Source organism: Kytococcus schroeteri (genome assembly GCF_042433515.1).
GTDB lineage: Bacteria > Actinomycetota > Actinomycetes > Actinomycetales > Dermatophilaceae > Kytococcus > Kytococcus schroeteri.
In genome coordinates, this window is the sequence record NZ_JBHLVH010000019.1 from 1 (window position 1) to 24,527 (window position 24,527).

A 24,527-nucleotide genomic window follows, 5' to 3' on the forward strand; every position below is an offset into this window, starting at 1 on the left:
GCCGATAACTTGCTACAAAGGTGCTACGCGTCCACTGTGTGGTTCCCGGAAAACACACCCCGGGAAACAACCAGCGACCACTTTGGGTTTGTGCCTGGGTGGGTGGTTGGTTCAAGTGAATACGAGTCTCGTGAGGCCACCATGCGTGTGTGTGGTTCGAGACACGAATCGACTCGCCAGAGTGTGTGTGAGTACGAGAGTGTTTCGGTGGTCATAGCGAAGGGGAAACGCCCGGTCACATTCCGAACCCGGAAGCTAAGCCCTTCAGCGCCGATGGTACTGCACTGGGAACGGTGTGGGAGAGTAGGACACCGCCGAACTCAACGTTTGTTTCAGCCCCGCCCAACTGTTGTTGGTCGGGGCTGAAACCATTCCCGGGGGTTGTGTTGGGGGTGGGCCGTGCGCGTCCCCATGGGGAAGGGAGAGGTGCCCCGTAGAATCGGTGTCATGACTGGCTCTGACGCGCTTGGTAGCGAGCACCCGCAGCTCCCGGGGACGCACCAGGTGGACCTCGAGGACCTTCTGGGTCGGGTGAGAGGGCTGGAGTCCGAGGTGGGTGATCTCGAGGCGTCCTTGGAGGCTCCTGCACCGGCTGGTCCCGTTCCGGGGGCGCCCGGTCACGCCTCGTCCGACTGACCCCCCCCGATGCGTCTCGACAAGGCCCTCACGGACCGGGGACTGGCCCGCTCCCGCTCCCATGCCCAGCAGCTCGTTGCCGAGGGCTCGGTTCTGGTGGACGGGCGTGCAGCGAGCCGTTCCTCCCAGCAGGTGGGGGAGACGAGTGTGCTCCGGGTGGCCGACGGTCGGCGACAGGGCGAGGTGAGCCGGGCCCAGCGGAAGCTCGGTCGTGCGCGATCGTTGTGGCCCCGTGTGTTCGTCCCCGCTGGCACAGCGGTCGACCTCGGGGCATCGACGGGTGGGTTCACCCAGGAGTTGCTCGACGCCGGGTGGGAGGACGTCTGGGCCATCGACGTCGGGCACGACCAGCTGGTCGACGCGCTGCGGAGCGACCCCCGGGTGGTGGTCCGCGAGGGCGTCAACGCCCGGGACCTGTCGCAGATGACCGACGCCGGGTTGCGGCGTTGCATGGCACGGCTCGTGGTGTGTGACGTCAGCTTCATCTCGCTGCGGCTGGTGCTTCCCACCATCGCGTGGCTGCTCCAGGACGGGGGAACGGCGGTTGTGTTGGTGAAGCCCCAGTTCGAGGTGGGGCCCGCCCGGGTCCGCCAGGGGATCGTGGAGCGGGGGACCGACCGGCACGAGGCGATGGCGGTGGTTCTCGACGCAGCCGCGCAGGCGGGTCTGCGTCCCCACGGTGTCGCATCCAGTGGGACCCCGGGGACCCACGGGAACGTGGAGTTCGTGGTGCGTCTGGAGACCGGGGACGCCGCGCGCGAGGTTGTCGGGGCCGCGTGGCACAGTGGGCTCCCGGATGTCGAGGACCCCTTCTGGAACGGTGACGATGACAGCGCACTCGAGCTCTGACGCCCTCGGGGCCGACCAGCCCCGTGTCGTGGTGCTCTGTGCGCACCCGGGACGTCGGGACGCCGTGGGTGTGGCCGTGCAGGTGGCGCGGCTCCTGGGTGAGCGTGGCCTGGTCGTGGCGGTTCCGCCCGACCAGGTGGAGGCGCTGCGTGCGCAGGCGGACTCGCCCATGGAGGAGCTTGGCGAGCAGCACCGCCCCGAGCTGGTGGTGGTGCTGGGCGGGGACGGGACGATCCTGCGGGGCGCCGCGGTGGCCAAGGAGTACGACGTGCCGCTGCTGGGGGTGAACCTGGGGCACGTGGGCTTCCTCGCCGAGGCGGAGCGCGAGGACGTGGAGCTCACGGTGGAGCACATCGTGGAGCGGAGCTACTCGGTCGAGCACCGCATGGCCCTCGACGTGGCGGTCTACGTTGAGGGTGAGCGCACGGCCACGGGGTGGGCACTCAACGAGGCCACCGTGGAGAAGGGCTCGCGCGAGCGAATGGTGGAGCTGGCCCTGGAGGTCGACGGGCGTCCGCTGGCCACGTGGGGGTGCGACGGCATCATCATGGCCACCCCGACCGGGAGCACCGCCTACGCCTTCAGCGCCGGGGGGCCGGTGGTGTGGCCGAACGTGGAGGCGATTCTCACGGTGCCGCTCAGCGCCCACGCCCTCTTCTCGCGCCCGCTGGTGCTGGGTCCGACGACCGAGCTCGCGGTCGAGGTGGTGACGGAGTCCCCCGGCATCGGGGTGCTGTGGTGCGACGGGCGCGCGGTCAGCGACCTGCCCCCGGGGGCGCGCGTCGAGGTCTCGCGCAGCGCGCACCCGGTCCGGTTGGCCCGGCCGGCCAGTTCACCCTTCACCGACCGGCTCGTGCGCAAGTTCGGCCTGTCGGTCGAGGGATGGCGCGGCACCGCCCGGTCCCGCGCGCGGGGCCTGGACGTGGGGACCGAGGAAGGGACGCACCGATGAGCACGACCAGCCAGGACGACGCGGTGACGCAGGCCCACGGGACGGGGAACGAGCCGTGGCTGAGCACCGTCGAGATCCGCAACCTGGGCGTCATCCACGACGCCACCGTGGAGCTCGACCGGGGCCTCACCGTGGTGACCGGTGAGACCGGCGCCGGCAAGACGATGATGGTGCAGAGCCTCTCGCTGCTGCTCGGCCGGCGTGCGGAGTCGGGCTGGGTGCGCCACGGGGCCGAGGCCGCCGTGGTCACCGGGGTGTACGAGGTGCCCGGGGGCGCCGAGCGGTCGGACGCCGTGCAGGCGGTCGAGGGCGCCGGCGGCTTCGTGGAGGACGGTGAGCTGCTGGTGACCCGGCGCGTCACCACGGCCGGTCGGTCGGCGGCATCGGTGGGCGGCGCGCGGGTACCGGTGCGGACGCTCTCCGGGGTGAGTGAGCGTCTCGTGGCCATCCACGGGCAGGCTGACCAGTGGCGCCTGCTCTCGGCCGACGCGCACCGTGAGGTGCTCGACGCCTTCGGTGGGGCCCCGGTGGTCGAGCGGCTCGAGGCCTACCGGGTGGCCCGGGACGAGGTGGTGCGCCTCGACCGGGCGCTGCGCGACTTCGACGCCGAGCGGACCCTGCGCTCCCAGCGGGCCGCGTGGCTCCGCAAGGGCCTCGACCTCCTGGAGACGGTGAAGCCGGAGCCGGGGGAGGAACAGGAGCTGCGCGAGCGCGTGGCCCGGCTGGACCACGCGGCCGACCTGGTGGAGGCGGGCCACGTGGCGGCCGGTGCGCTCTCGGGTGACCCCACCGACACGATGCCCGAGCCCGGCGCCGTGGAGCTCGTGGGGCAGGCCCGTGAGGCGATGGAGCGGGTGGCCCACGTCGACGCCGAGGTGGGGGAGCTGCACGGCCGCCTGCGCGAGCTGGGGGTGCTCGCGCAGGAGCTGGCCGCCGACCTCTCCTCATGGGTGGGCGGGCTGGACCTCGACCCCGGGGAGCTGCAGGTCCTGCACGAACGCCGTGCGGCCCTGCGTTCCCTGGCCCAGGAGTTCGGCCGTCCCGAGCTGCTGCCCGCGGGCCACCCCCTGCTCGACCCTCAGGTGGAGGTTGAGGGTCTCGAGGGTGCGAGCGGGGCAGGGGGCGCGCTCGTCGAGGGTGAGGGTGCGGCGGTGGCACCCTCGGCGGACATCGCCCTGGCCTGGGGTGAGTTGGCGGCCCAGGAGCTCGATGGCCTCGGGACCTCCGACGAGGACCGGGAGCGACTGGCCGGTGAGCTTGAGGAGGCGCGGACCACGGCGCGCGTGGCTGCCGACGCGCTCACGGCGCTCCGGCGGCAGGTGGCGTCGGACCTGGGGGAGCGGGTCACTGCCGAGGTCCGTGCCCTGGCCATGCCGAAGGCAGAGGTCACCGTGGCGGTGGAGGGGGCCCGGCCCGGCCCGCACGGCGCGGACGCGGTGGAGATCCGGATGGCCCCCAACCCCGGCGTGCCCGCCCGGACGGTGGCCAAGGCCGCCTCGGGAGGTGAGCTCAGCCGCCTCATGCTGGCGCTCGAGGTGGTGGTGGGCGACGCCGAGGGCGGCGTGCCGACCATGGTGTTCGACGAGGTGGACGCCGGTGTCGGCGGTGAGGCGGCACACGCCATCGGGGCCCGTCTGGCCAGGATCGCCGCGGAGCGCCAGGTGATCGTGGTGACCCACCTGCCGCAGGTGGCTGCCTATGCCGACCGGCACCTGGTGATCGCCAAGAGCGACGACGGGGCGGTGACCACCTCGGACGTGGCCCCGGTGGAGGGCGAGGCGCGGTTGGCCGAGCTCGCACGGATGCTGGGAGGTGTCTCCGAGAGCCGCAGCGCTCGGGAACACGCCGCCGAGCTCGTGGAGGCCGCCCGGGAGCGACGCGGGTCCTGAGGGCCCCGGCGGGGCGGTGGCGTGGCGCCGCGGGCAAGGGGGTAGATTGGCAGCCCGTGGTGGCACAGACTCGACACATCTTCGTGACCGGCGGCGTCGTCTCCTCCCTCGGGAAGGGACTGACCGCGTCCTCCCTCGGACTCCTCCTGCGTTCGCGTGGCCTGAAGGTCACCATGCAGAAGCTGGACCCGTACATCAACGTGGATCCGGGGACCATGAACCCCTTCCAGCACGGCGAGGTGTTCGTGACCGAGGACGGTGGTGAGACCGACCTCGACATCGGCCACTACGAGCGCTTCCTGGACGACAACCTCACGGCGGGCGCCAACGTGACGACCGGGCAGGTGTACCACTCGGTCATCGCCAAGGAGCGCCGCGGCGAGTACCTGGGCGACACCGTGCAGGTGATCCCGCACATCACCAACGAGATCGTCGAGCGCATGCGGGCCGCGGCCACCGTGCCCGAGGGCGCGGACCGCCCGGACGTGATCATCACCGAGATCGGCGGGACCGTCGGCGACATCGAGTCCCTGCCCTTCCTCGAGGCGGCCCGCCAGGTGCGCCACCAGCTGGGCCGCGACAACGTGTTCTTCCTGCACGTCTCCCTGGTGCCCTTCATCGGCCCCTCCGGCGAGCTCAAGACCAAGCCGACCCAGCACTCGGTGGCCCGCCTGCGCGAGTACGGCATCCAGCCCGACGCCGTCGTGGTGCGCGCCGACCGCCAGCTCCCCGAGGGCATCAAGAACAAGATCTCGATGTCCTGCGACGTCGACCGCGAGGCCGTGGCCACCTGCCCGGACGCGCCGAGCATCTACGACATCCCCAAGGTGCTCCACGGCGAGGGCTTGGACGCCGTGGTCATCCGCCGCCTCGGGCTGCCGTTCAAGGACGTCGACTGGACCGCCTGGGACGACCTGCTCACCCGTGTTCACCAGCCCGAGCACCAGGTGGAGGTGGCCGTGGTCGGCAAGTACGTCGACCTGCCCGACGCCTACCTCTCGATCTCCGAGGCGCTGCGCGCCGGCGGCTTCCACCACCGGGCGAAGGTGTCCCTGCGTTGGGTGGCCAGCGACCGTTGCCAGACCCCCGAGGGGGCGCAGGAGGCGCTGGGCGGGGTGGACGCCGTGCTCGTGCCCGGTGGCTTCGGCATCCGCGGCATCGAGGGCAAGCTCGGTGCCCTGACCTGGGCGCGCGAGCAGAAGGTGCCCACGCTGGGCATCTGCCTGGGCATGCAGTGCATGGTCATCGAGCACGCGCGCAACGCCGCCGGCCTCGAGGGGGCCTCGAGCACCGAGTTCGAGGACGCCACCGAGCACCCGGTGATCGCCACGATGGCTGAGCAGCTGGAGTTCGTGGGCGGCAAGGGCGACCTGGGCGGCACGATGCGCCTGGGCGCCTACGACGCCACCCTGGCCGAGGGCTCCGTGGCCGCGACCGCCTATGGCAGCACGCAGGTGAGCGAGCGCCACCGCCACCGTTACGAGGTGAACAACGCCTACCGTGAGCAGCTGGAGTCCACCGGCCTGGTGCTCTCGGGCACCTCGCCCGACGGTGGCCTCGTGGAGTTCGTGGAGCTGCCGGCCGAGACCCACCCCTTCTACGTGGGCACCCAGGCCCACCCGGAGCTGAAGTCCCGCCCGCACCGTGCGCACCCGCTGTTCGCCGGCCTGGTGGGCGCGGCCATCGAGCGCCGGGGAGCGTCCGGGACGTCAGCGTGACCCACGGGCTGGGGGCCTCGGCGCCGAGGGTGCAGGCCGGCTCGGCGCTGCGCGACGAGGTGACCGACCTCGGCGCGGGCGCCGAGCGGGTGCTCCACGACGGCGCGCGCTACCCCGTGGTGGGGGCCGACGTGGCCCTGCAGGACGGGACCGCCTGGCGCGAGTGGACCCGTCACCCGGGGGCAGTGGCCGTGCTGGCCACCCGTCCGGTGACCGGCGAGCCCGGCGAGGTGGAGGTCTACCTGGTGCGCCAGTACCGGCACCCGGTCCGCACCACGGCCTGGGAGGTGCCGGCCGGTCTGCTCGACCAGCCCGGGGAGCCGATGCAGGCCGCCGCGGCCCGTGAGCTGGCCGAGGAGGCCGCCCTCACCGCCTCGCGCTGGGTGACGCTCGTGGACTTCCACACCACCCCCGGCGGGTCCGCGGAGGCCATCCGGGTGTTCTGGGCCACCGACGTGGAGGACGTGGCCGAGGACTCCTTCGAGCGCCAGGGCGAGGAGGCCGAGATGACTGGCCACTGGGTGCGGCTGTCCGACCTGCTCGATGCGGTGCACGCCGGTGGGGTGCACAACCCGAGCACCGTCATCGGGGCCCTCGCCCTGGACCGCGTGCTCCACCGCGGGGCGCCCACGCGCCCGGCCGACGCGCCCTACGAGGTGGGTCCGCTCGGGCACCGCTGAGGGCCCGCGGAATCGATTGGCACACCAGCCGGCCCGACTGGCAGAATCCGCCGCATCGGCGAGGGCGGAGTGACGACCCGCGGGATCCTGCCGATCGCGCGTCCGGCGGACCGACGAGAGGCCGGGCGTCCTGCCCGGCGAAGGTGTGGTGGCACCGCGACCTGGCCCCCGCCCACACCTCCCGGGCTGCCGTTCCCCCTCACGGACGGCACCCCTCGGGGCGGCGTCCGTGACGGGAGACCCGACCCGAAAGGACGACCCATGCTCCGCACCCACCAGGTCGGCACGCTCCGCGCCGAGCACGCCGGCCAGACCGTCACCCTCACCGGCTGGGTGGCCCGCCGCCGCGACCACGGTGGCGTGGCCTTCCTCGACCTGCGCGACGCCTCCGGCGTGGCCCAGGTGGTGGCCCGCGACGAGGTCCTCGAGTCCGGTGGCGCCCACGACCTGCGCAACGAGTACGTCGTGCGCATCACCGGCGACGTGCGCGTGCGCCCCGACGGCAACGTGAACCCCGACCTGCCCACCGGCGAGGTCGAGGTCGTGGCCGGCGAGCTCGAGGTGCTCAACCCCGCCGCGCCCTTGCCGTTCCAGATCGACGAGCGCGTCGAGGTGGGCGAGGAGGCCCGCCTGAAGCACCGCTACCTGGACCTGCGCCGCCCGGGCGCCCGCTCCGCCGGTGCCGCCCTGCGCCTGCGCAGCAAGGCCAACGCCGCCGCCCGCCGCGTGCTGGAGGGCCACGACTTCGTGGAGGTCGAGACGCCCACCCTGACGCGCTCCACCCCCGAGGGCGCCCGCGACTTCCTCGTGCCGGCCCGCCTGGCCCCCGGCAGCTGGTACGCCCTGCCGCAGAGCCCGCAGCTGTTCAAGCAGCTGCTCATGGTCGGCGGCATGGAGCGCTACTACCAGATCGCCCGCTGCTATCGCGACGAGGACTTCCGCGCCGACCGCCAGCCGGAGTTCACCCAGCTCGACATCGAGATGTCCTTCGTCACCCAGGACGACGTCATGGCCCTCGGCGAGGAGATCGCCCAGGAGGTCTGGGCCCTCATCGGGGTGGACGTGCCCACCCCGATGCCGCGCATGACCTACCGCGAGGCGATGGAGAAGTACGGCTCGGACAAGCCCGACCTGCGCTTCGACCTCACCCTCACCGACTGCACCGAGTTCTTCGCCGACACGCCGTTCCGCGTGTTCCAGGCGCCGTACGTGGGCTCGGTCGTCATGCCCGGTGGTGCGAGCCAGCCGCGCAAGCAGCTCGACGCATGGCAGGAGTGGGCCAAGCAGCGCGGCGCCAAGGGCCTGGCCTACGTGCTCGTCGGCGAGGACGGCGAGCTGTCCGGCCCGGTGAGCAAGAACATCTCCGAGGAGGAGAAGGCCGGCATCGCCGCCCATGTGGGCGCCAACCCCGGCGACTGCATCTTCTTCGCCGCCGGCCCGGCCAAGGAGGCCCGCGCCCTGCTGGGTGCGGCCCGCCTGGAGATCGGCCGCCGCTGCGACCTCATCGACGAGGACGCCTGGTCGTTCCTGTGGGTGGTGGACGCACCGCTGTTCGAGCCGGCCGCCGACGCCGTGGCCTCCGGTGACGTCGCCGTGGGCGAGGGCGCCTGGACCGCCGTGCACCACGCCTTCACCTCCCCGAAGCCCGAGTGCATGGACACCTTCGACACCGACCCGGGCGAGGCCCTGTCCTACGCCTACGACATGGTCTGCAACGGCAACGAGATCGGCGGTGGCTCCATCCGTGTGCACCGCCGCGACGTGCAGGAGCGCATCTTCAAGGTCATGGGCCTGTCGACCGAGGAGGCGCAGGAGAAGTTCGGCTTCCTCCTGGAGGCGTTCTCCTACGGCGCCCCGCCCCACGGCGGCATCGCGTTCGGCTGGGACCGCGTGGTGGCCCTGCTCTCGGGCAGCGACTCGATCCGCAACGTCATCGCCTTCCCGAAGTCCGGTGGCGGCTACGACCCGCTGACCGACGCCCCGGCGCCCATCTCCGCGCAGCAGCGCGAGGAGGCCGGCGTGGACTTCGAGCCCGAGGAGGACGAGGACGCCGCGCAGGACACCTCGGAGGTGGCCCCGGCTACGAGCTGAGCGCCGGCCGCGCCCATGGTTGGCCCGGCGCCCTCAGCAGCAGCCGGCCGTGGCCCCGTGCCACGGCCGGCTGTCCCATGCCCAGGCGGTCTCGTAGCCGATCGACCGGTAGAGCGCCCGGGCGGTGTCGTTGTCGCTGTACATGCCCAGGGTGCAGACGCCGGTGCGCCGGACCTCGGCGAGTGTGAGCGACTCCGTCACCAGCCGGCCCAGCCCCTGCCCGCGGGCATCCCCGCGGGTGACGATGCCGGCCAGGTGCGGCACCTCGTCGGTGAAGGGCTGGCTCGCCCCGAGGGCCAGCAGCGGCCCCTGGGTCGGCCGGCCCTCCAGCGCGCCCTCGCGCACGCCCTGCCACAGGGTGCTCAGGCCAGCGCCGGGTTCGCCCTCGGCGGTGGGGGACCACTGCTCGGAGAAGGCCGCCATCTCCGCGGCGTCGGAGGCGTCGTCGAGGGTGACCACGGCGTCGAGGCCGAGGCGGCCACCGGAGGTCGGGGCGGACGAGACGGCGGGGGAACTGGTGCGTGGCGCGGTCACCCACATCCAGTCCCAGCGCCCGCCGGGCTCGATGCCGTGCGCGTCGAGCAGGTGCCCGTGCTCGGCCGGCACGCTGATGCCCTCGGCGCCCCACTCGGCCAGCAGGTCGTCGAGGACCTCGTGCACCAGGGCCTCCATCCCGGCGCGCGCTCCGAACAGGAAGGCGCTGCGCCGCACCCGGCCGAGGCGGTGACGCACCCGGAGCGTGGCGACGGCACCCCGGTGCTCCAGGGCGGGGGCGGGGAGATCGGCGGGCACGCCCCAGCGCACGTAGGGGTCGTGGCCCGAGGCCTCGAGGAGTTCTGCACGGGTCCGGATCTGGCGCACGGGCGCAGTGTGCCACCGGCGTCGCCCAGGTGTGCGCCACCTACGCTGGGGGCATGACCGACACCCCCGACCTGTTCAGCACCGCCGGCGGGGGAGCCGGCACCGGGGGAGGGCAGGCCGTGCCCGGCGCGGACTGGAACCCCGACGAGCCGCTCGCCGCCCGCCTGCGGCCCCGCTCCCTCGACGAGGTGGTCGGCCAGCGGGAGGCGCTGGCCCCGGGGAGCCCCCTGCGCCGCCTCATCGAGGGCCGGCAGGGCGTGGCCGGGTCGTCCTCGGCGATCCTCTGGGGACCGGCGGGCACCGGCAAGACCACGCTCTCGCGCCTGGTGGCCGATGCCGCGGGCCGCACCTTCGTGCAGCTCTCGGCCGTCACCGCCGGGGTCAAGGACGTGCGTGCGGTGATGGACGCCGCCCGGCGGGAGAAGGCGATGTACGGCCGGCAGACCGTGCTCTTCCTGGACGAGATCCACCGGTTCACCAAGGCCCAGCAGGACGCCCTGCTGCCGGGCGTGGAGGACCGCACCGTCATCCTCGTGGCCGCCACCACGGAGAACCCCAGCTTCACAGTGGTGACCCCGCTGCTGAGCCGCTCGATCCTCGTGCGTCTCACGAGCCTGGCCGACGAGGACGTGCGCACCCTGCTGGAGCGCGCCGTGGCCGACGAGCGGGGTCTGGCCGGGAGGTTCGCCCTCACCGACGAGGCCCGTGACGGCATCGTGCGGCTGGCCGGGGGAGACGGGCGCCGTGCGCTCACCACGCTGGAGGCGGCCGCGGGCGCCGCGGAGTCCGCCGTGCCACCGGGCGCCGAGGGGGACGACCCGGTGGAGATCGCCGCAACGCACGTGGAGCAGGCGCTGGACACGGCGGTGGTGGGCTACGACCGGGACGGTGACGCGCACTACGACGTGACGAGCGCCTTCATCAAGTCGATGCGGGGCTCGGACGTGGATGCCGCCCTGCACTACCTGGCCCGGCAGATCGAGGCGGGGGAGGACCCGCGTTTCATCGCGCGTCGCGTGGTCATCGCCGCCAGCGAGGACGTGGGCATGGCCGACCCCGCGGCCCTGCAGACCGCCGTGGCCGCGATGCACGCCGTGGCGCAGATCGGCATGCCCGAGGCGCGGATCGTGCTGGCCCAGGCCGTGGTGCACGTGGCGCTCGCGCCGCCCTCGAACGCCGTCTACACCGGGATCGACGCGGCGCTGGCCGACGTGCGGGCCGGCAAGGGACGTAGCGTGCCGCCCCACCTGCGTGACGCGCACTACTCCGGTGCGGCGTCGCTGGGCCACGGGGTGGGCTACCAGTACGCGCACGATGCCGACGGCGGTGTGGCCACCCAGCAGTACCTGCCCGAGGACCTTGCTGACGCCAGCTACTACCGGCCCACCGGGCGGGGTTTCGAGGCCACCCTGGCCGAGCGGTGGCAGCGCCTGCGGGCCCGTCTGCGCCGCTGAGGGATCCCGCGGCGCCGGCCGCAAGGTGTAGGCCGCGTCACGGCTACGTCACGAATCGGTTACAGCCTGACGCGTTCTCTGGCGGAGACACCCTCGGGTCCACATGATGGGCGTGCCCAAGCGGGCACGACCATCACCGAGGAGACATCAGTGCAGAGCCTGGACGACTCGAAGCTCTCCCGCGACGCCGACCCGGCCACCGCGACGCCGGCGACTCAGGACGGCGGAACGACCGCGGCCGCGACGGCCTCGACGCGCTTCGAGACCAAGACGCCCACCCAGATCGCCCTGCGGCGCCTGGCGTACGACAAGGTCGCGATGATGTCGCTCGGCTGTGCGCTGACCTTCGTGGTCCTCGGTCTGCTGGCCGGCACGATCAACAACCTGCGCGGCGTGGACCCGATCATGAGTGACACCCGGTTCATCGACGTGGGCGGGTACCCCCTGTTCACCGCCAGCTGGGAGTACCCCTTCGGCGTGGACACCGGAAACGGCCGCGACCTCCTCGGTCGGTGGCTCCTGGGCATCCGGCCCTCGCTGATCATCTCGGTCACCGCCGCCGCCGCGGTTACGGTCATCGGCACCGCGCTCGGACTGCTGGCTGGCTACCTCGGCGGCATCGTCGACAACATCGTGTCCTTCCTCATCGACGTGGTGCAGTCCCTGCCCTTCCTGCTCTTCGCCATCGCCCTGGTGCCGATCGCCGTGAACCGCGTCGCGGGGATCAAGGGCGGGTTCATCCCCGACGATCAGGTGGCCGACATCCGCTTCTGGGTGCTCACCGTGGTGCTCATCCTGTTCGGCTGGCCCGGTCTGGCCCGCCTGGTGCGTGGTGAGGTCATCTCGATGCGCGAGCGCGAGTACGTGCAGGCCGCCCGGGCTCTGGGCGTCCCCACGGGCCAGATCCTCCGCAAGGAGATCCTGCCCAACCTGCTCAGCCCGATCATCGTCTCGCTGACCACCGCGATCCCGGCGTTCATCGCCGCCGAAGCCGGTCTGTCCCTGCTCGGGGTCGGCCTGCGCGAGCCGGCCGTCTCCTGGGGTCTGACCATCCAGGGTGCGCAGCACTCGTTCATGCAGCACCCGCTCTACCTGTGGATGCCGGTCATCGGACTCTCCCTCCTCGTGCTCTCGCTCAGCCTGCTGGGCGATGCCGTGAACGACGCGTTCAACCCCCACACCCGTCGCTGACCGTCGGTCACGACCTCACACACGTCCCCGGACTCACCGGGGCGCCCAGAAGGAGATACCCACCATGCGACTCACCCAGTTCGCAGCCGTCGCGGCCGTCGGCTCCCTGACCCTTGCGGCGTGCGGCGGCGGTAGCCCGTCGGACAACAACCAGAGCCAGACCGGTGGCGGTGACACGACCTCCGGTGGTGGCGAGACCACCTCCGGTGGTGGCGAGACCACCAGCGAGGCGCCCAAGGAGGCCTCCGCCGGCATGGTGCCGGACGCCAAGGGTCCGGCCAAGGAGGTGGAGGGTGCCAAGAAGGGCGGCACCCTGAAGATCCTCTCCGCGGCCGCCCCGGCCACCTTCGACCCGTCCGCGCAGTTCTACCAGGACGTCAACGCGATCATGAACCTCACGACGCGTCGCCTGACCCAGTACCGCACCAACGCCGACGGCACCTCCGAGCTGGTCCCGGACCTGGCCACCGACCTGGGCACCGAGTCCAAGGACGGCAAGACCTGGACCTTCACCCTCAAGGACGACCTGAAGTACGAGGACGGCTCGCCGATCACCGCCGAGGACGTGGCCTACGGCATCAAGCGCTCGTTCGCCCAGGAGGAGCTGCCCGGCGGCCCCACCTACCAGAACGAGTACTTCAAGGACGGTGACAAGTACAAGGGTCCCTTCCAGGACGGTGAGGACTTCGCCGGCGTGACGGTCAAGGACGAGAAGACCATCGAGATCCACCTCAAGCAGAAGTGGCCGACCTTCCCCTACTTCGCCGCCTTCACCCAGATGTCGCCGATCCCCAAGGACAAGGACACCAAGGAGAAGTACGGCGACCACCCGCTGGCCACCGGCCCGTACAAGTTCAAGGAGTACCAGAAGGGCGCCCGCCTGGTCCTGGAGAAGAACGACCAGTGGACCGCCGACTCCGACCCGGCCCGCCACCAGTACCCGGACACCATCGAGTTCACCTTCTCCGGTGACTACGACGCGTTCGGCCAGCAGATCGCGGCGAGCAACGGCCCCGACGCCACCTCGCTGATGTACGACGGCGTGCCCGGTGGTGTGGCCCAGCAGTTCCAGGGTGAGCTGAAGGACCGCTTGGCGAGCAACTCCAGCCCGTGCGTGTCCTACGTCTCCATGGACACCCGCAAGATCCCCCTGGAGGTCCGCAAGGCGGTCGCCGCCGCGTGGCCGTACGACCAGATCCGCAAGGCCGCCGGTGAGACCGAGCTGGACTTCGACCCGGCCACGTCGTACATGTCCACCTCGGTGCCGGGCTTCAAGCCGGAGCCCTCGGAGAACCTGCCCGGTCAGGGCCAGGGTGACCCGGAGAAGGCCAAGCAGATGCTCAAGGACGCCGGCAAGGAGGGCTTCGAGCTGTCCTACTACTACTCGGTGGACAACCCGGTGGCCCAGAAGACCAACACCGCCCGGAAGCAGGCTCTCGAGAAGGCCGGCTTCACGGTGAAGGACCAGGGTGTGCCGCGCGCCGAGATGCGCGAGCTCATCGCCAAGACCGACGCCGACACCAACATGATGATGGGCCCGGCCGGCTGGTGCTACGACTGGCCGCAGGGTGACGCCGTGTACCCGGCCATCTTCCTGGGCTCCTCGCAGCTCTCCGGCCACTCGGTCGGCTTCCTCAAGGAGGCCGGTCTGGACAAGGAGATGAACCGCATCAAGGCCCTCCCGGCCGAGAAGCAGGGTGCGGAGTGGTCGAAGTTCGACAAGAAGGTGCGTGACGAGTTCCTGCCGGCCATCCCGACGGACGCCAGCAAGGCCAACGCCATCTTCGGCACCAAGGTGCACAACGTGAACATCGACCCGAACCTGGGCATGCCGGACCTCGCCGGCGTCTGGGTCGACGGCGAGTGACCCGCCGGTCGGGGGAGGCTCCCTGAGCCGAACCCGACCACGCGGTCCGCCGCACCTGCGGTGGCGGGGCCCACGCGCCCCGCCACCGCCCCCTCCGGGCGTGACCCGCCCGGTACCCACCCAGCAGCCCACACCCCACCACCACTCAGGAGTCCCGGGTGCTCGTCTACATCCTGCGCCGACTGGCCATCTCGGCGGCCGTGATCTTCACGGTCATCCTCATCACCTTCGTCGTGTTCTTCCTGGGTCCCAGCGACCCGGCCGGCGCCATCTGCGGTGAGTCGCCCTCGTGCACGCCCGAGCGCGTCGACCAGATCGCCGAGGCCCTCGGACTGAACGTGCCGCCGCAGCAGCAGTTCAAGGACTTCATCGGTGGCATCTTCATGGGTCGTGAGATCAGCAACGGTGGCTTCACCAAGGTGTGCGAGGCCCCCTGCCTGGGGTGGAGCTACTACCGCAACGCCCCCGTGACCGACCTGGTGCTCGCCGCCTTCCCCGTGACCGCCTCCCTGGTCTTCGGCGGCATGGTGGTGTACGTGGTGATCGCTCTGGTGGCCGGAGTGGTGGCCGCCAAGTACCGCGGCACCTTCATCGACCGGATCATCGTCGGGTTCAGCCAGACCGTCAGCTCGATCCCGTACTACGTGTGCGCGCTGATCTTCTTCCTCTACGCGATGGTGTTCACCGGCATCGTGCCCCGCTCGGCGTGGGTGGAACCGTGGAAGGACCCGGTGGCGTGGTTCCTCGGCCTCATCGGTGTGTGGCTGTTCTACGGCACCTGGGCGTCGGCGTCCTACATCCGCTACGTGCGCGCCTCGATGATCGACGTGCAGAACTCCGACTACGTGCGCACCGCCCGGGCCAAGGGCCTGGGCGAGACCACCGTGAGCTACAAGCACGCCCTGCGCGCCGCCATCGCTCCGTTCGTGACGCTGGTGGGCCTCTCGGTCTCCGCCGAGCTCATGGGCGCGATCTTCACCGAGACGATCTTCGGCCTGCCCGGGATGGGCAAGCTGGCCATCGAGTCGTTCGGCCACGACGACCTGCCGGTCATCGCCGGCACCGTCATCGTCGGAGCCGTGCTGGTGACGCTGGGCAACCTCATCGTCGACCTGCTCTACGGCGTCATCGACCCGCGCGTCCGCCTCCAGTGACCGCCCAGGCACACCGACCCGGAACCGAGGACCTCCCCATGACCACCCTTCCCACCACCCCGGCCGACCCCGACGAGGTGTTCCACCGCCCTGAGCTGGGGCAGCCGCTGCTGTCCGTGCGCGACCTCAAGGTGGCCTTCCCCACCGAGGACGGCCTGGTGCGCGCCGTGAACGGCCTCAACTACGAGGTGTACCCGGGCCGCACGCTCGCCATCGTGGGCGAGTCCGGCTCCGGCAAGTCCGTCTCCACCATGGCCGTGATGGGCCTGCACGACCCCAAGCGCACGCGTATGTCCGGGTCGATCCAGCTCGACGGCCGCGAGATGGTGGGAGCCTCCCAGTCGCAGTTCCGCAAGGTGCGCGGCAGCGTCGCCTCGATGATCTTCCAGGACGCGCAGTCCTCGCTGCACCCCTACAAGCGGGTGGGGGACCAGATCATCGAGGCCTACCGGGTGCACCACAACGTCTCGCGGTCCAAGGCGATGGCGCGCGCGGTGGAGATGCTCGACCGCGTGGGCATCCCCAACCCGCAGAAGCGCGCCAAGCAGTACCCCTTCGAGTTCTCCGGCGGTATGCGCCAGCGCGCCATGATCGCCCTCGGTCTGGTGAACGACCCCAAGCTGCTCATCGCCGACGAGCCCACCACGGCCCTCGACGTGACGGTGCAGGCCGGCATTCTCGACCTGCTCAAGGACCTGCAGCAGGAGTTCGGCTCGGCGATCATCCTCATCACCCACGACCTGGCCGTCGTGGCCGAGGTGGCCCACGACACGCTGGTGATGTACGCCGGCCGCGGTGTGGAGCGCGGCGAGACCCACCAGGTGCTCTCCGACCCGCGCCACCCCTACACCCGCGGCCTGCTCGGCTCGGTGCCCAGCATCAGCGAGACGCTGGGCGAGGAGCTCAAGCCGATCAAGGGCGCGCCGCCCAGCCTGACCAAGCTGCCCAGCGGCTGCTCGTTCCACCCACGCTGCGAGTTCGCCGCGCAGGTGCCCGACGACCTGTGCCGCACCGAGGTGCCCGGCCTCTCCGCGCCCCCCGGCACCGAGAACCGCCTCGTGCGCTGCCACCTCTCGGCCCTCGGCCTCGTGCCCGGTGAGCCGACCCCGACGAGCCAGGAGACCCTGCGATGAGCACCCGCCTCGACGACACGATCGTGCACCCGCGCCAGGCCACGGCCGACCGCGAGGTCCTCCTGCAGGTCACCGACCTGGTCAAGCACTTCCCGATCACCGAGTACAACGGCTTGCTGCCCACCAAGAAGACGGTCAAGGCCGTGGACGGCGTGAGCTTCGACCTGGCCGCCGGCGAGACGCTCGGCCTGGTGGGGGAGTCCGGCTGCGGCAAGACGACCACCGGCCGGCTCGTGACCCGCCTGGAGAAGCCGACCTCCGGGTCGATCATGTTCGAGGGCCACGACATCGCGCAGTACTCCGAGGGTCGGCTGCGCCCGCTGCGCCGCGACATCCAGATGATCTTCCAGGACCCGTACGCGTCGCTGAACCCCCGCTACACGGTGGGCAACATCATCGCCACGCCCATCCGGGTGCACAAGCTCATGCCGGAGAAGCAGGTCAAGGGCCGGGTGCAGGAGCTGCTGGAGCTGGTGGGCCTCAACCCCGAGCACATCAACCGGTACCCCAACGAGTTCTCCGGTGGCCAGCGCCAGCGCATCGGCATCGCCCGTGCGCTGGCGGTGGAGCCCAAGGTGATCGTGGCCGACGAGCCCGTCTCGGCGCTCGACGTGTCCATCCAGGCGCAGGTGATGAACCTCATGGACCGGCTGCGCCGGGAGTTCAACCTGGCCTTCGTGTTCGTGGCCCACGACCTGGGCGTCGTGCGGCACTTCTGCGACCGCGTGGCCGTGATGTACCTGGGCCGCATCGCCGAGATCGGTGACCGGGAGCAGATCTACGGCAACCCGCAGCACCCCTACACCCAGGCGCTGCTCTCGGCCGCGCCGGACATCAACGTGGTGCGCGGCATGGCCAGGCAGGAGCGGATCCGCCTCGAGGGCGACGTGCCCAGCCCGATCGACCCGCCGAGCGGCTGCACCTTCCGCACCCGCTGCTGGAAGGCCCAGGAGGTGTGCGCCACCGACCGCCCGGAGCTCGACCCGAGCGCCACGGACCCGCAGCACCGCATCGCCTGCCACTTCCCGGAGAGCCGCGTGATCTCCACCGAGGTGGCCTGAGCCCCACGCGATATCCTGCACCGTCGACCGTGCCGGTCGGCGGTGCAGGCGTGTGCCCGGGGCGACCGGGCACGGCGCCCGCGGCGCCCGGCGCCGCACCCGAACCTGGATCGTCCACATCATCAGGAGTTGCGATGGAAACCGCTGAGATCCGCCGCCGGTGGCTCGCCCACTTCGAGGGGACGGGCCACGCCGTGGTGCCCAGCGCCCCGTTGCTGTTCGACGACCCGAACCTGCTCTTCGTCAACGCCGGCATGGTGCCCTTCAAGCCCTACTTCCTGGGGCAGCAGACCCCGCCGTGGGGATGCGCCACCAGCGTGCAGAAGTGCGTGCGCACCGGTGACATCGAGGAGGTCGGCAAGACCACCCGCCACGGCACCTTCTTCCAGATGTGCGGCAACTTCTCCTTCGGCGAGTACTTCAAGAAGGAGGCCATCGAGCTGGCCTGGAGCCTGGTGACCGGTCCCCAGCAGGAGGGCGGTCTGGGCTTCGACCCGGCGGACATCTGGGTGACGGTGCTGGGCGCCGGCTTCCACCCGGACTACCCGGAGGGCGACACCGAGGCGATCGAGTACTGGCTGGGCGTCGGCGTGCCGCGCGAGCGCATCCAGGGCCGCGGGCTCGACGACAACTACTGGCACATGGGCGTCGAGGGCCCCGGTGGCCCCTGCTCGGAGATCTACGTGGACCGCGGCCCGGAGTACGGCGCGGACGGCGGCCCGGAGGCCGACGAGGACCGCTTCCTGGAGATCTGGAACCTGGTGTTCCAGACCGAGATGATCACCGACGTGCGCTCCAAGGCCGAGTTCACCGTGGTGGAGCCGCTGCCGTCGAAGAACATCGACACGGGCCTGGGCCTGGAGCGCGTGGCCTACCTGCTGCAGGGCGTGGACAACCTCTACGAGATCGACGAGGTGTACCCCGTCATCGAGCGGGCCGAGGAGCTCAGCGGCAAGGGCTACGGCGACGCCGAGGGCGACGACGTGCGCTTCCGCGTGGTGGCCGACCACGTGCGTTCCTCGCTCATGCTCATCGGAGACGGCGTGACGCCCGGCAACGAGGGTCGCGGCTACGTGCTGCGCCGCCTGCTGCGCCGCGCGGTGCGCTCCATGCGCCTGCTCGGCGTGCAGGGCCCCTGCCTGCCCGAGCTGCTGCCGGTCTCGATGGAGCAGATGAGCAAGTCCTACCCGGAACTGCGCAGCGACTTCGAGCGCATCAGCCGCATCGCCTACGCCGAGGAGGAGGCCTTCCGCCGCACGCTGGAGGCGGGCACGAACATCTTCGACACGGCCGCCGAGCAGACCAAGGGTGCCGGCCAGAAGGTCTTCCCCGGCGAGAAGGCCTTCGCGCTGCACGACACCTACGGCTTCCCGATCGACCTCACCCTGGAGATGGCCGCCGAGCAGGGCCTGACGGTGGACGAGGAGGGCTTTCGCGGGCTCATGGCCGAGCAGCGTGCCCGCGCCAAGGCCGACGCCAAGGCCAAGAAGTCCGGGCACGCCAACACCGAGGTGTGGCGCGAGCTGCGCGAGCTGGGTGCCACCGACTGGCGCGCCTACAGCGAGCTGGCCACCGACGGCCGCGTGGTGGGCCTGGTGCGCGAGGGCGAGCGGGTGCCGACGCTGTCCGAGGGCCAGGTCGGCCAGGTGGTGCTGGACGCCACGAGCTTCTACGCCGAGTCCGGTGGCCAGACCGCCGACGCCGGCGTCATCACCCTCGACGGTGCGCGCCTGCAGGTGACCGACGTGCAGCGCCCGGTCAAGGGGCTCGTGGCCCACACCGTGAAGGTGCTCTCCGGCGAGGTGACCGAGGGCGCCGACGCGCGCGCCGAGGTGGACCCCACCTGGCGCCTCGAGGCCGCCCAGGCCCACTCCGGCACGCACGTGGTCCACGCCGCCCTGCGGCAGGTGCTCGGCCCGTCGGCGCTGCAGTCCGGCTCCTACAACAAGCCCGGCTACCTGCGCCTGGACTTCGCGTGGAACCAGGCCCTGGACGCCGCCACCCGCAGCGAGCTGGAGGAGGTGGCCAACCTCGCGGTGCGCGACGACCTGCCGGTGAGCGCGCATTGGATGACGCTGCCGGAGGCCCGGGAGTGGGGCGCCCTGGCGCTCTTCGGCGAGACCTACGACGAGGACGTGCGCGTCATCGAGATCGGTGGCCCGTGGTCCCGCGAGCTCTGCGGTGGCACCCACGTGCAGCACTCGAGCCAGATCGGTGCCCTGACCCTCACCGGTGAGTCCTCCGTGGGCTCCGGCGTGCGCCGCCTCGAGGCCTTCGTGGGCGTCAACGCGCTGCGCCACCTGGCCACCGAGCGGGCGCTCGTGGCCGAGCTCTCCGGCATCGCCGGTGTGCAGCCCACCGAGCTCAAGGACCGCGTGTCCCAGCTGGTGGCCCGTCTCAAGGAGGCCGAGCGCGAGATCCAGCAGATGAAGCGCGAGCAGGCCAAGGGCGCCACCGCGGGCCTGGCCGACACCGCCGAGCAGGTGGGCGGTGTGCAGCTGGTGCTCGCCGAGCTGGCCGAGGTGGATGGCGGCGAGCTGCGCGGCATCGCGCAGGACGTGCGCCAGAAGCTTGGCGAGACCGCCGCGGCCGTGGCCCTGGTGAGCACCGCCGGGGACAAGCCCGTGGTGGTCGTGGCCACCACGCAGGCCGCCCGCGATGCCGGGGTGAAGGCCGGTGCGCTGGTCAAGGTCGCGGCCTCCGCCCTCGGCGGCGGCGGTGGCGGCAAGGACGACCTCGCGCAGGGCGGCGGTCAGGACAACACCAGGGCGGGCGAGGCGCTGGCGGCCGTGCGCACCGCCGTGGGCGCGCTCTGAGCACCGCCGTGACCACCACCCACACCACGCCGGACGCGGGGGAGTCCCCCCTGCCCGGCGTGGTGTGGGGCGTCGACGTCGGCATGGCGCGGGTGGGCCTGGCCCGGGCCGACCGGGAGGGCCTGCTGGCCAGTCCGGTGCGGACCGTGCCCGTGGACGAGGGGGACACCGCACTGCAGGAGGTGGTCGACCTCGTGCGCGAGGAGTCCGCCTCCACCGGCGTGGTCGTGGGCCTGCCCCGCCACCTCGACGGGCACGAGAGCACCTCGGCCGCCGAGGCACGCCGCTGGGCCGGCCACCTCGCCCGGGCCCTCGGGCCGGACGTGCGCGTCTGGCTCGTGGACGAACGGATGAGCACGGTGGCGGCCTCCCGCGCCATGCGGGAGTCCGGGGTGCGGCAGCGCGAGCAGCGCACCCGCATCGACCAGGCGGCGGCCGTGGAGATCCTGCAGGGGGCACTGGACGCATGGCGCCGGGGGAGCGCCGTCGGAGAGCCGGTGGCGGGCCGCAAGCCGCGCCGCCGCAGCAAGCAGAGCACGTGAGGACCAGGGAGACGCGATGACCCCCACGAGTCGCAGCAGGATGCCCCGCACCGCCCCGCCGCGCCCGCCCCGTCGGCAGGTCGCGGCCGTGGTGGCCGGTGCCCTCGCGCTGACCGGCGTGGGTTCGGCCCTCACCTGGGACACGCTCTCCCCGGTGCTCTCCACGCTGGCCGTGCCCGACCTGGGCAGCTATCCCGACTACGAGGGGGAGGGCCACGGGGAGCGCACCGTCAAGGTGCCCGAGGGGTCCACCGGCTTCTCCGTGGGCCAGGTCCTCGAGGACGAAGGGGTCGTGGCCTCCGCGGAGTCGTTCAACGAGCTGGCCCGCCTGGAGCCGCGCATCGAGCGCCTGCAACCGGGCACCTACGTGCTCAAGGAGGAGATGAGCTCGGTAGCCGCCATCGAGGCACTGCTCGACGAGCGCAACCTGCGCGTCGACAAGGTGACCGTGCCCGAGGGGCAGTGGAAGTCCGAGGTCTTCGACCGCCTGGCCAAGGGCACCGGTGTGCCGCGCGAGGACTACGACGCGCTGAAGCCCCAGGACGTCGGGCTGCCGCCGGAGGCCAAGGGCGAGCTGGAGGGCTGGCTCTTCCCGTCCACCTACAACTTCGACATCGACGACGACGCCCGCACCCAGGTGCGCAAGATGGTGGAGCAGGCGCAGAAGGAGCTGGAGCGCGAGGAGGTGCCCCGCAAGGACTGGCAGCGGACGCTGACGATCGCCTCCATCGTGGAGGGCGAGAGCAGCGGCCAGGCCGACCGCGGCAAGGTGTCCTCGGTGGTGCAGAACCGCCTGGAGCAGCACATGAAGCTGGGCATGGACTCCACCGTGCACTTCGTCCACCAGCAGCGCGGCCGGGCCGGCACCACCACGGAACAGCGGAAGTCCGACAGCCCGTACAACACCTACGTGCACGAGGGCCTGCCGCCGGGCCCCATCAACAGCCCGGGGCGCGCGGCCATCCAGGCGGCGGTGGAGCCCGACAGCACCGACTACCTGTACTTCGCGACGGTCAACCCGATCACCGGGGAGACCAAGTTCTCGCGCACCTTCGCCGAGCACCAGCGGTACGTGGCGATGTTCAACCGCTGGTGCCAGCAGAACGAGGGCCGGTGCTGACCGCGGCCCAGTCGGCCGGCACCGCGCCGCACGCCGTGGTCGTCGGCTCGCCGGTGGCGCACTCGCTCTCCCCGGCGCTGCACCGGGGCGCCTGGCAGGGGCTGGGGCTCACCGGCGGCCGTTACGACCGCGTGGAGGTCGCCGCCGGGGGACTCGCCGAGGCGCTGCCGGCCCTGGTTCGCGACGGTGTCACCGCGCTCTCGGTGACGATGCCGCTCAAGGAGGAGGCGCTGGAGGCCGGGCGCCGCGGGGCGGGCGCCAGCGAGACCGCCGAGCTGGCCGGTGGCGCGAACACGCTCGTCCTGGGCCCCGACGGCTGGGCGGCGGACAACACCGACGTGCCGGCCCTGGAGCGCGTGCTCGCCCGGGCGGCCGGTGGGCATCCCGTGCGTGAGGCGGTGCTGCTCGGGTCCGGCGCCACGGCCCGGTCGGCGCTGCTGGCGCTCCACGGCGCCGGGGTGCGGAGCCTGCAGGTGGGCGTGCGCGCCACGGTCCGTCCCGAGCTCGGCGCCCTGGCCGAGCGGCTGGGCGTGGCCCTCGAGGCCGTCCCGCTGGACGGCGCCCTGGCGGAGATCGCCGCCGGGCGCCCGCCCCGGTTGGTGCTGAGCACGCTGCCGGCGGCCTCGTGGGGTGCGCTGCCCGCGGTCGGTGAGTGGGCTCCGGGGGAGCAGGCCCGCGGCACGGCCGACCCCGCCCTGGTGTGGGTGGACGCGCAGTACGCCGACTGGCCGCACCCGTGGGCGGGGGCCGCGGAGCGCGCGGGGGCGACGGTGGTGAGCGGCCTGCACATGCTCGTGGAGCAGGCCGTGGACCAGGTGGAGCTCATGACCGGCCGGCGCCCTGGCCTGGCGGACACCGCGTCCCTGCTGCCGGAGGAGCTGCGGCGACTGCATAGGCTGTGACCATGCTGAGGTGGTTGACGGCCGGGGAGTCGCACGGTGAGGCGCTGACGGGCGTTCTGGAGGGTGTTCCCGCGGGTGTGGGGGTGACCACGCAGGACCTGGCCGGCGCCCTGGCCCGTCGCCGTCTGGGCTACGGGCGCGGCGCCCGCATGAGCTTCGAGGCCGACCGCGTCACCCTCATCGGCGGGGTGCGCCACGGGGTGACCATGGGCTCGCCGGTGGCCGTCCGCATCGACAACACCGAGTGGCCCAAGTGGGAGGCCGTCATGGCCGCCGACCCGGTGGACCCCGCCGCCCTGCAGGTGGACGCCGGCAAGGGTGACGAGCGCGAGGTGGCCCGCAACCGGCCCCTGACGCGCCCGCGCCCGGGCCACGCCGACCTGGCCGGCATGCAGAAGTACGGGCTCGACGAGGCCCGTCCCGTCCTGGAGCGCGCCAGCGCGCGCGAGACGGCGGCCCGGGTGGCGCTCGGCGAGGTGGCGCGGCAGGCCCTGGAGTCGCTGGGCATCCGCGTGGGCAGCCACGTGGTGGCCCTGGGTGGCGTCCACGTGCCGGAGGGGGCCACGGACCGCGCGGCCCTGACCGCGCTCACCACCGACGAGGGGCGCGAGCGCATCGACGCCGACCCGGTGCGCTGCGCCGACCCGGACACCTCCGCAGCGATGGTGGCGCGGGTGGACGAGGCGAAGAAGGCCGGCGACACGCTCGGCGGTGTGGTCGAGGTGGTCGTGGACGGCCTGCCGTCGGGCCTGGGCTCCCACGTGCACGGCGACCGTCGCCTGGACGCCCAGCTGGCGGGTGCGCTCGTCTCCATCCAGGCCATCAAGGGGGTGGAGTTCGGGGACGGCTTCGACGTGGCCGACCGCCCGGGCAGCCAGGCCCACGACGAGATGGTCTGGGAGGGCGACCGCGTGCGGCGCGTGACCGACCGCTCCGGCGGTCTGGAGGGCGGCATGACCACCGGCGAGCTGCTGCGGGTCCGCGCCGCGATGAAGCCCATCAGCACCGTGCCGCGCGCCCTGCGCACCGTGGACGTGGCCACTGGCGAGGCCGCGACGGCCCACCACCAGCGCTCCGACGTGTGCGCGGTGCCTGCCGCCGGCATCGTGGCCGAGGCCGAGGTGGCCCTGGTGCTGCTGCGGGCCGTGCTGGAGAAGTTCGGCGGCGACCACCTGGACGACACCCGCGCGGCCCTCGCGCACTACCGGGCGCGCACCGCCTCCACCGGCGGGGCGGCGTGACCCCGGCGCTGCCCGGGCGCCGCGTCCCCACGCCGGCCGACGTGGTGCTCGTGGGCCCACCCGGCAGCGGGAAGACGACCGTGGCGGCCTTGCTCTGCGAGGACGGCTCCTCCGAGGTGGTCGACACCGACGCCCTCGTGGAGCAGCGGGCAGGGTGCACGGTGGCCGAGCTCTTCGCGACCCGGGGTGAGACCCACTTCCGCGAGCTCGAGGCGCAGGCGGTCCAGGACGCCGTGCGTGGCACCGGGTTCTCCGCCACGCCGGGGCGGGTCGTGGCCCTCGGGGGAGGGGCGGTCATGACGCCCCGCGTGGCCGAGGAGCTGCGCCGGTTCGCCGCCGACGGCGGGCACGTGGTCTGGCTCCAGGTCGG

19 protein-coding genes and 1 rRNA gene are annotated in these 24,527 nt (G+C 72.3%); 19 read left to right on the forward strand and 1 reads right to left on the reverse strand.

The genetic code is table 11. The features are described from left to right. The first annotated feature begins 203 nt into the window (after positions 1-203). From rrf to aspS, 7 genes are all read left to right on the forward strand, one after another. Positions 204-320: ribosomal RNA gene (rrf, locus tag ACFFHC_RS09105) — 5S ribosomal RNA — on the forward strand. A gap of 325 nt (positions 321-645) precedes the next feature. Then, a complete protein-coding gene (locus tag ACFFHC_RS09110; protein ID WP_070704515.1) occupies positions 646-1,485 on the forward strand; it encodes a TlyA family RNA methyltransferase in 840 nt (279 codons plus the stop codon). Further along, positions 1,463-2,437, forward strand: coding sequence for an NAD kinase (locus ACFFHC_RS09115; RefSeq protein WP_101849715.1), 975 nt, complete (start codon positions 1,463-1,465; stop codon positions 2,435-2,437). The genes ACFFHC_RS09110 and ACFFHC_RS09115 overlap by 23 nt, the downstream gene beginning before the upstream one ends. Continuing rightward, positions 2,434-4,326 carry a DNA repair protein RecN gene (locus ACFFHC_RS09120; RefSeq protein WP_141494114.1) on the forward strand — a complete coding sequence of 631 codons (1,893 nt, stop codon included), beginning with the start codon at positions 2,434-2,436 and terminating at the stop codon, positions 4,324-4,326. Before ACFFHC_RS09115 ends, ACFFHC_RS09120 begins: the two co-directional genes overlap by 4 nt. A 59-nt stretch (positions 4,327-4,385) precedes the next feature. Next, positions 4,386-6,044 carry a CTP synthase gene (pyrG, locus tag ACFFHC_RS09125; protein WP_180802246.1) on the forward strand — a complete coding sequence of 553 codons (1,659 nt, stop codon included), beginning with the start codon at positions 4,386-4,388 and terminating at the stop codon, positions 6,042-6,044. After that, positions 6,041-6,724: an NUDIX domain-containing protein gene (locus ACFFHC_RS09130; RefSeq protein ID WP_202820468.1), complete on the forward strand. Its 684-nt coding sequence runs from the start codon at positions 6,041-6,043 to the stop codon at positions 6,722-6,724. Before pyrG ends, ACFFHC_RS09130 begins: the two co-directional genes overlap by 4 nt. A gap of 261 nt (positions 6,725-6,985) precedes the next feature. Beyond that, positions 6,986-8,815 carry an aspartate--tRNA ligase gene (gene aspS, locus ACFFHC_RS09135; RefSeq protein WP_141494113.1) on the forward strand — a complete coding sequence of 610 codons (1,830 nt, stop codon included), beginning with the start codon at positions 6,986-6,988 and terminating at the stop codon, positions 8,813-8,815. A gap of 33 nt (positions 8,816-8,848) precedes the next feature. Here aspS and ACFFHC_RS09140 read toward each other — a convergent pair whose 3' ends face one another. After that, the gene (locus ACFFHC_RS09140; RefSeq protein WP_070703745.1) at positions 8,849-9,676 is read right to left on the reverse strand and encodes a GNAT family N-acetyltransferase; all 828 of its coding nucleotides are present in this window, start codon (positions 9,674-9,676) and stop codon (positions 8,849-8,851) included. Between the two features lie 53 nt (positions 9,677-9,729). Between ACFFHC_RS09140 and ACFFHC_RS09145 the strand changes: the two genes are divergently transcribed. From ACFFHC_RS09145 to ACFFHC_RS09200, 12 genes are all read left to right on the forward strand, one after another. Then, entirely contained in the window at positions 9,730-11,130 is a 1,401-nt protein-coding gene (locus ACFFHC_RS09145) for a replication-associated recombination protein A (protein ID WP_083323433.1), read from the forward strand. A 150-nt stretch (positions 11,131-11,280) separates the two neighbouring features. Further along, entirely contained in the window at positions 11,281-12,321 is a 1,041-nt protein-coding gene (locus ACFFHC_RS09150; protein WP_238329861.1) for an ABC transporter permease, read from the forward strand. Between the two features lie 64 nt (positions 12,322-12,385). Further along, complete coding sequence (locus ACFFHC_RS09155) at positions 12,386-14,188, forward strand: ABC transporter substrate-binding protein (protein ID WP_141494111.1); 1,803 nt, start codon at positions 12,386-12,388, stop codon at positions 14,186-14,188. Between the two features lie 158 nt (positions 14,189-14,346). Continuing rightward, entirely contained in the window at positions 14,347-15,342 is a 996-nt protein-coding gene (locus tag ACFFHC_RS09160; protein ID WP_101849720.1) for an ABC transporter permease, read from the forward strand. Between the two features lie 38 nt (positions 15,343-15,380). Further along, positions 15,381-16,475: an ABC transporter ATP-binding protein gene (locus ACFFHC_RS09165; RefSeq protein ID WP_101849721.1), complete on the forward strand. Its 1,095-nt coding sequence runs from the start codon at positions 15,381-15,383 to the stop codon at positions 16,473-16,475. Beyond that, positions 16,472-17,536: an ABC transporter ATP-binding protein gene (locus ACFFHC_RS09170; protein ID WP_070703312.1), complete on the forward strand. Its 1,065-nt coding sequence runs from the start codon at positions 16,472-16,474 to the stop codon at positions 17,534-17,536. Before ACFFHC_RS09165 ends, ACFFHC_RS09170 begins: the two co-directional genes overlap by 4 nt. 134 nt (positions 17,537-17,670) lie before the next feature. Beyond that, positions 17,671-20,352 (forward strand): alanine--tRNA ligase, encoded by a 2,682-nt coding sequence (gene alaS, locus ACFFHC_RS09175; protein WP_379804827.1) that lies wholly within the window; start codon positions 17,671-17,673, stop codon positions 20,350-20,352. An 8-nt stretch (positions 20,353-20,360) separates the two neighbouring features. After that, the gene (gene ruvX, locus ACFFHC_RS09180; RefSeq protein ID WP_083323363.1) at positions 20,361-20,894 is read left to right on the forward strand and encodes a Holliday junction resolvase RuvX; all 534 of its coding nucleotides are present in this window, start codon (positions 20,361-20,363) and stop codon (positions 20,892-20,894) included. A 16-nt stretch (positions 20,895-20,910) separates the two neighbouring features. Then, positions 20,911-22,014 (forward strand): endolytic transglycosylase MltG, encoded by a 1,104-nt coding sequence (gene mltG / locus ACFFHC_RS09185; RefSeq protein ID WP_083323364.1) that lies wholly within the window; start codon positions 20,911-20,913, stop codon positions 22,012-22,014. Beyond that, positions 22,008-22,916, forward strand: a complete 909-nt coding sequence (locus ACFFHC_RS09190; protein ID WP_238138187.1) for a shikimate dehydrogenase family protein — start codon at positions 22,008-22,010, stop codon at positions 22,914-22,916. The genes mltG and ACFFHC_RS09190 overlap by 7 nt, the downstream gene beginning before the upstream one ends. A 2-nt stretch (positions 22,917-22,918) precedes the next feature. Beyond that, the gene (gene aroC, locus ACFFHC_RS09195; protein ID WP_181443083.1) at positions 22,919-24,157 is read left to right on the forward strand and encodes a chorismate synthase; all 1,239 of its coding nucleotides are present in this window, start codon (positions 22,919-22,921) and stop codon (positions 24,155-24,157) included. Next, positions 24,154-24,527 (forward strand): shikimate kinase (locus tag ACFFHC_RS09200; RefSeq protein WP_379804834.1); only part of this gene is annotated, 374 nt, incomplete at its 3' end. The genes aroC and ACFFHC_RS09200, both read left to right, overlap by 4 nt.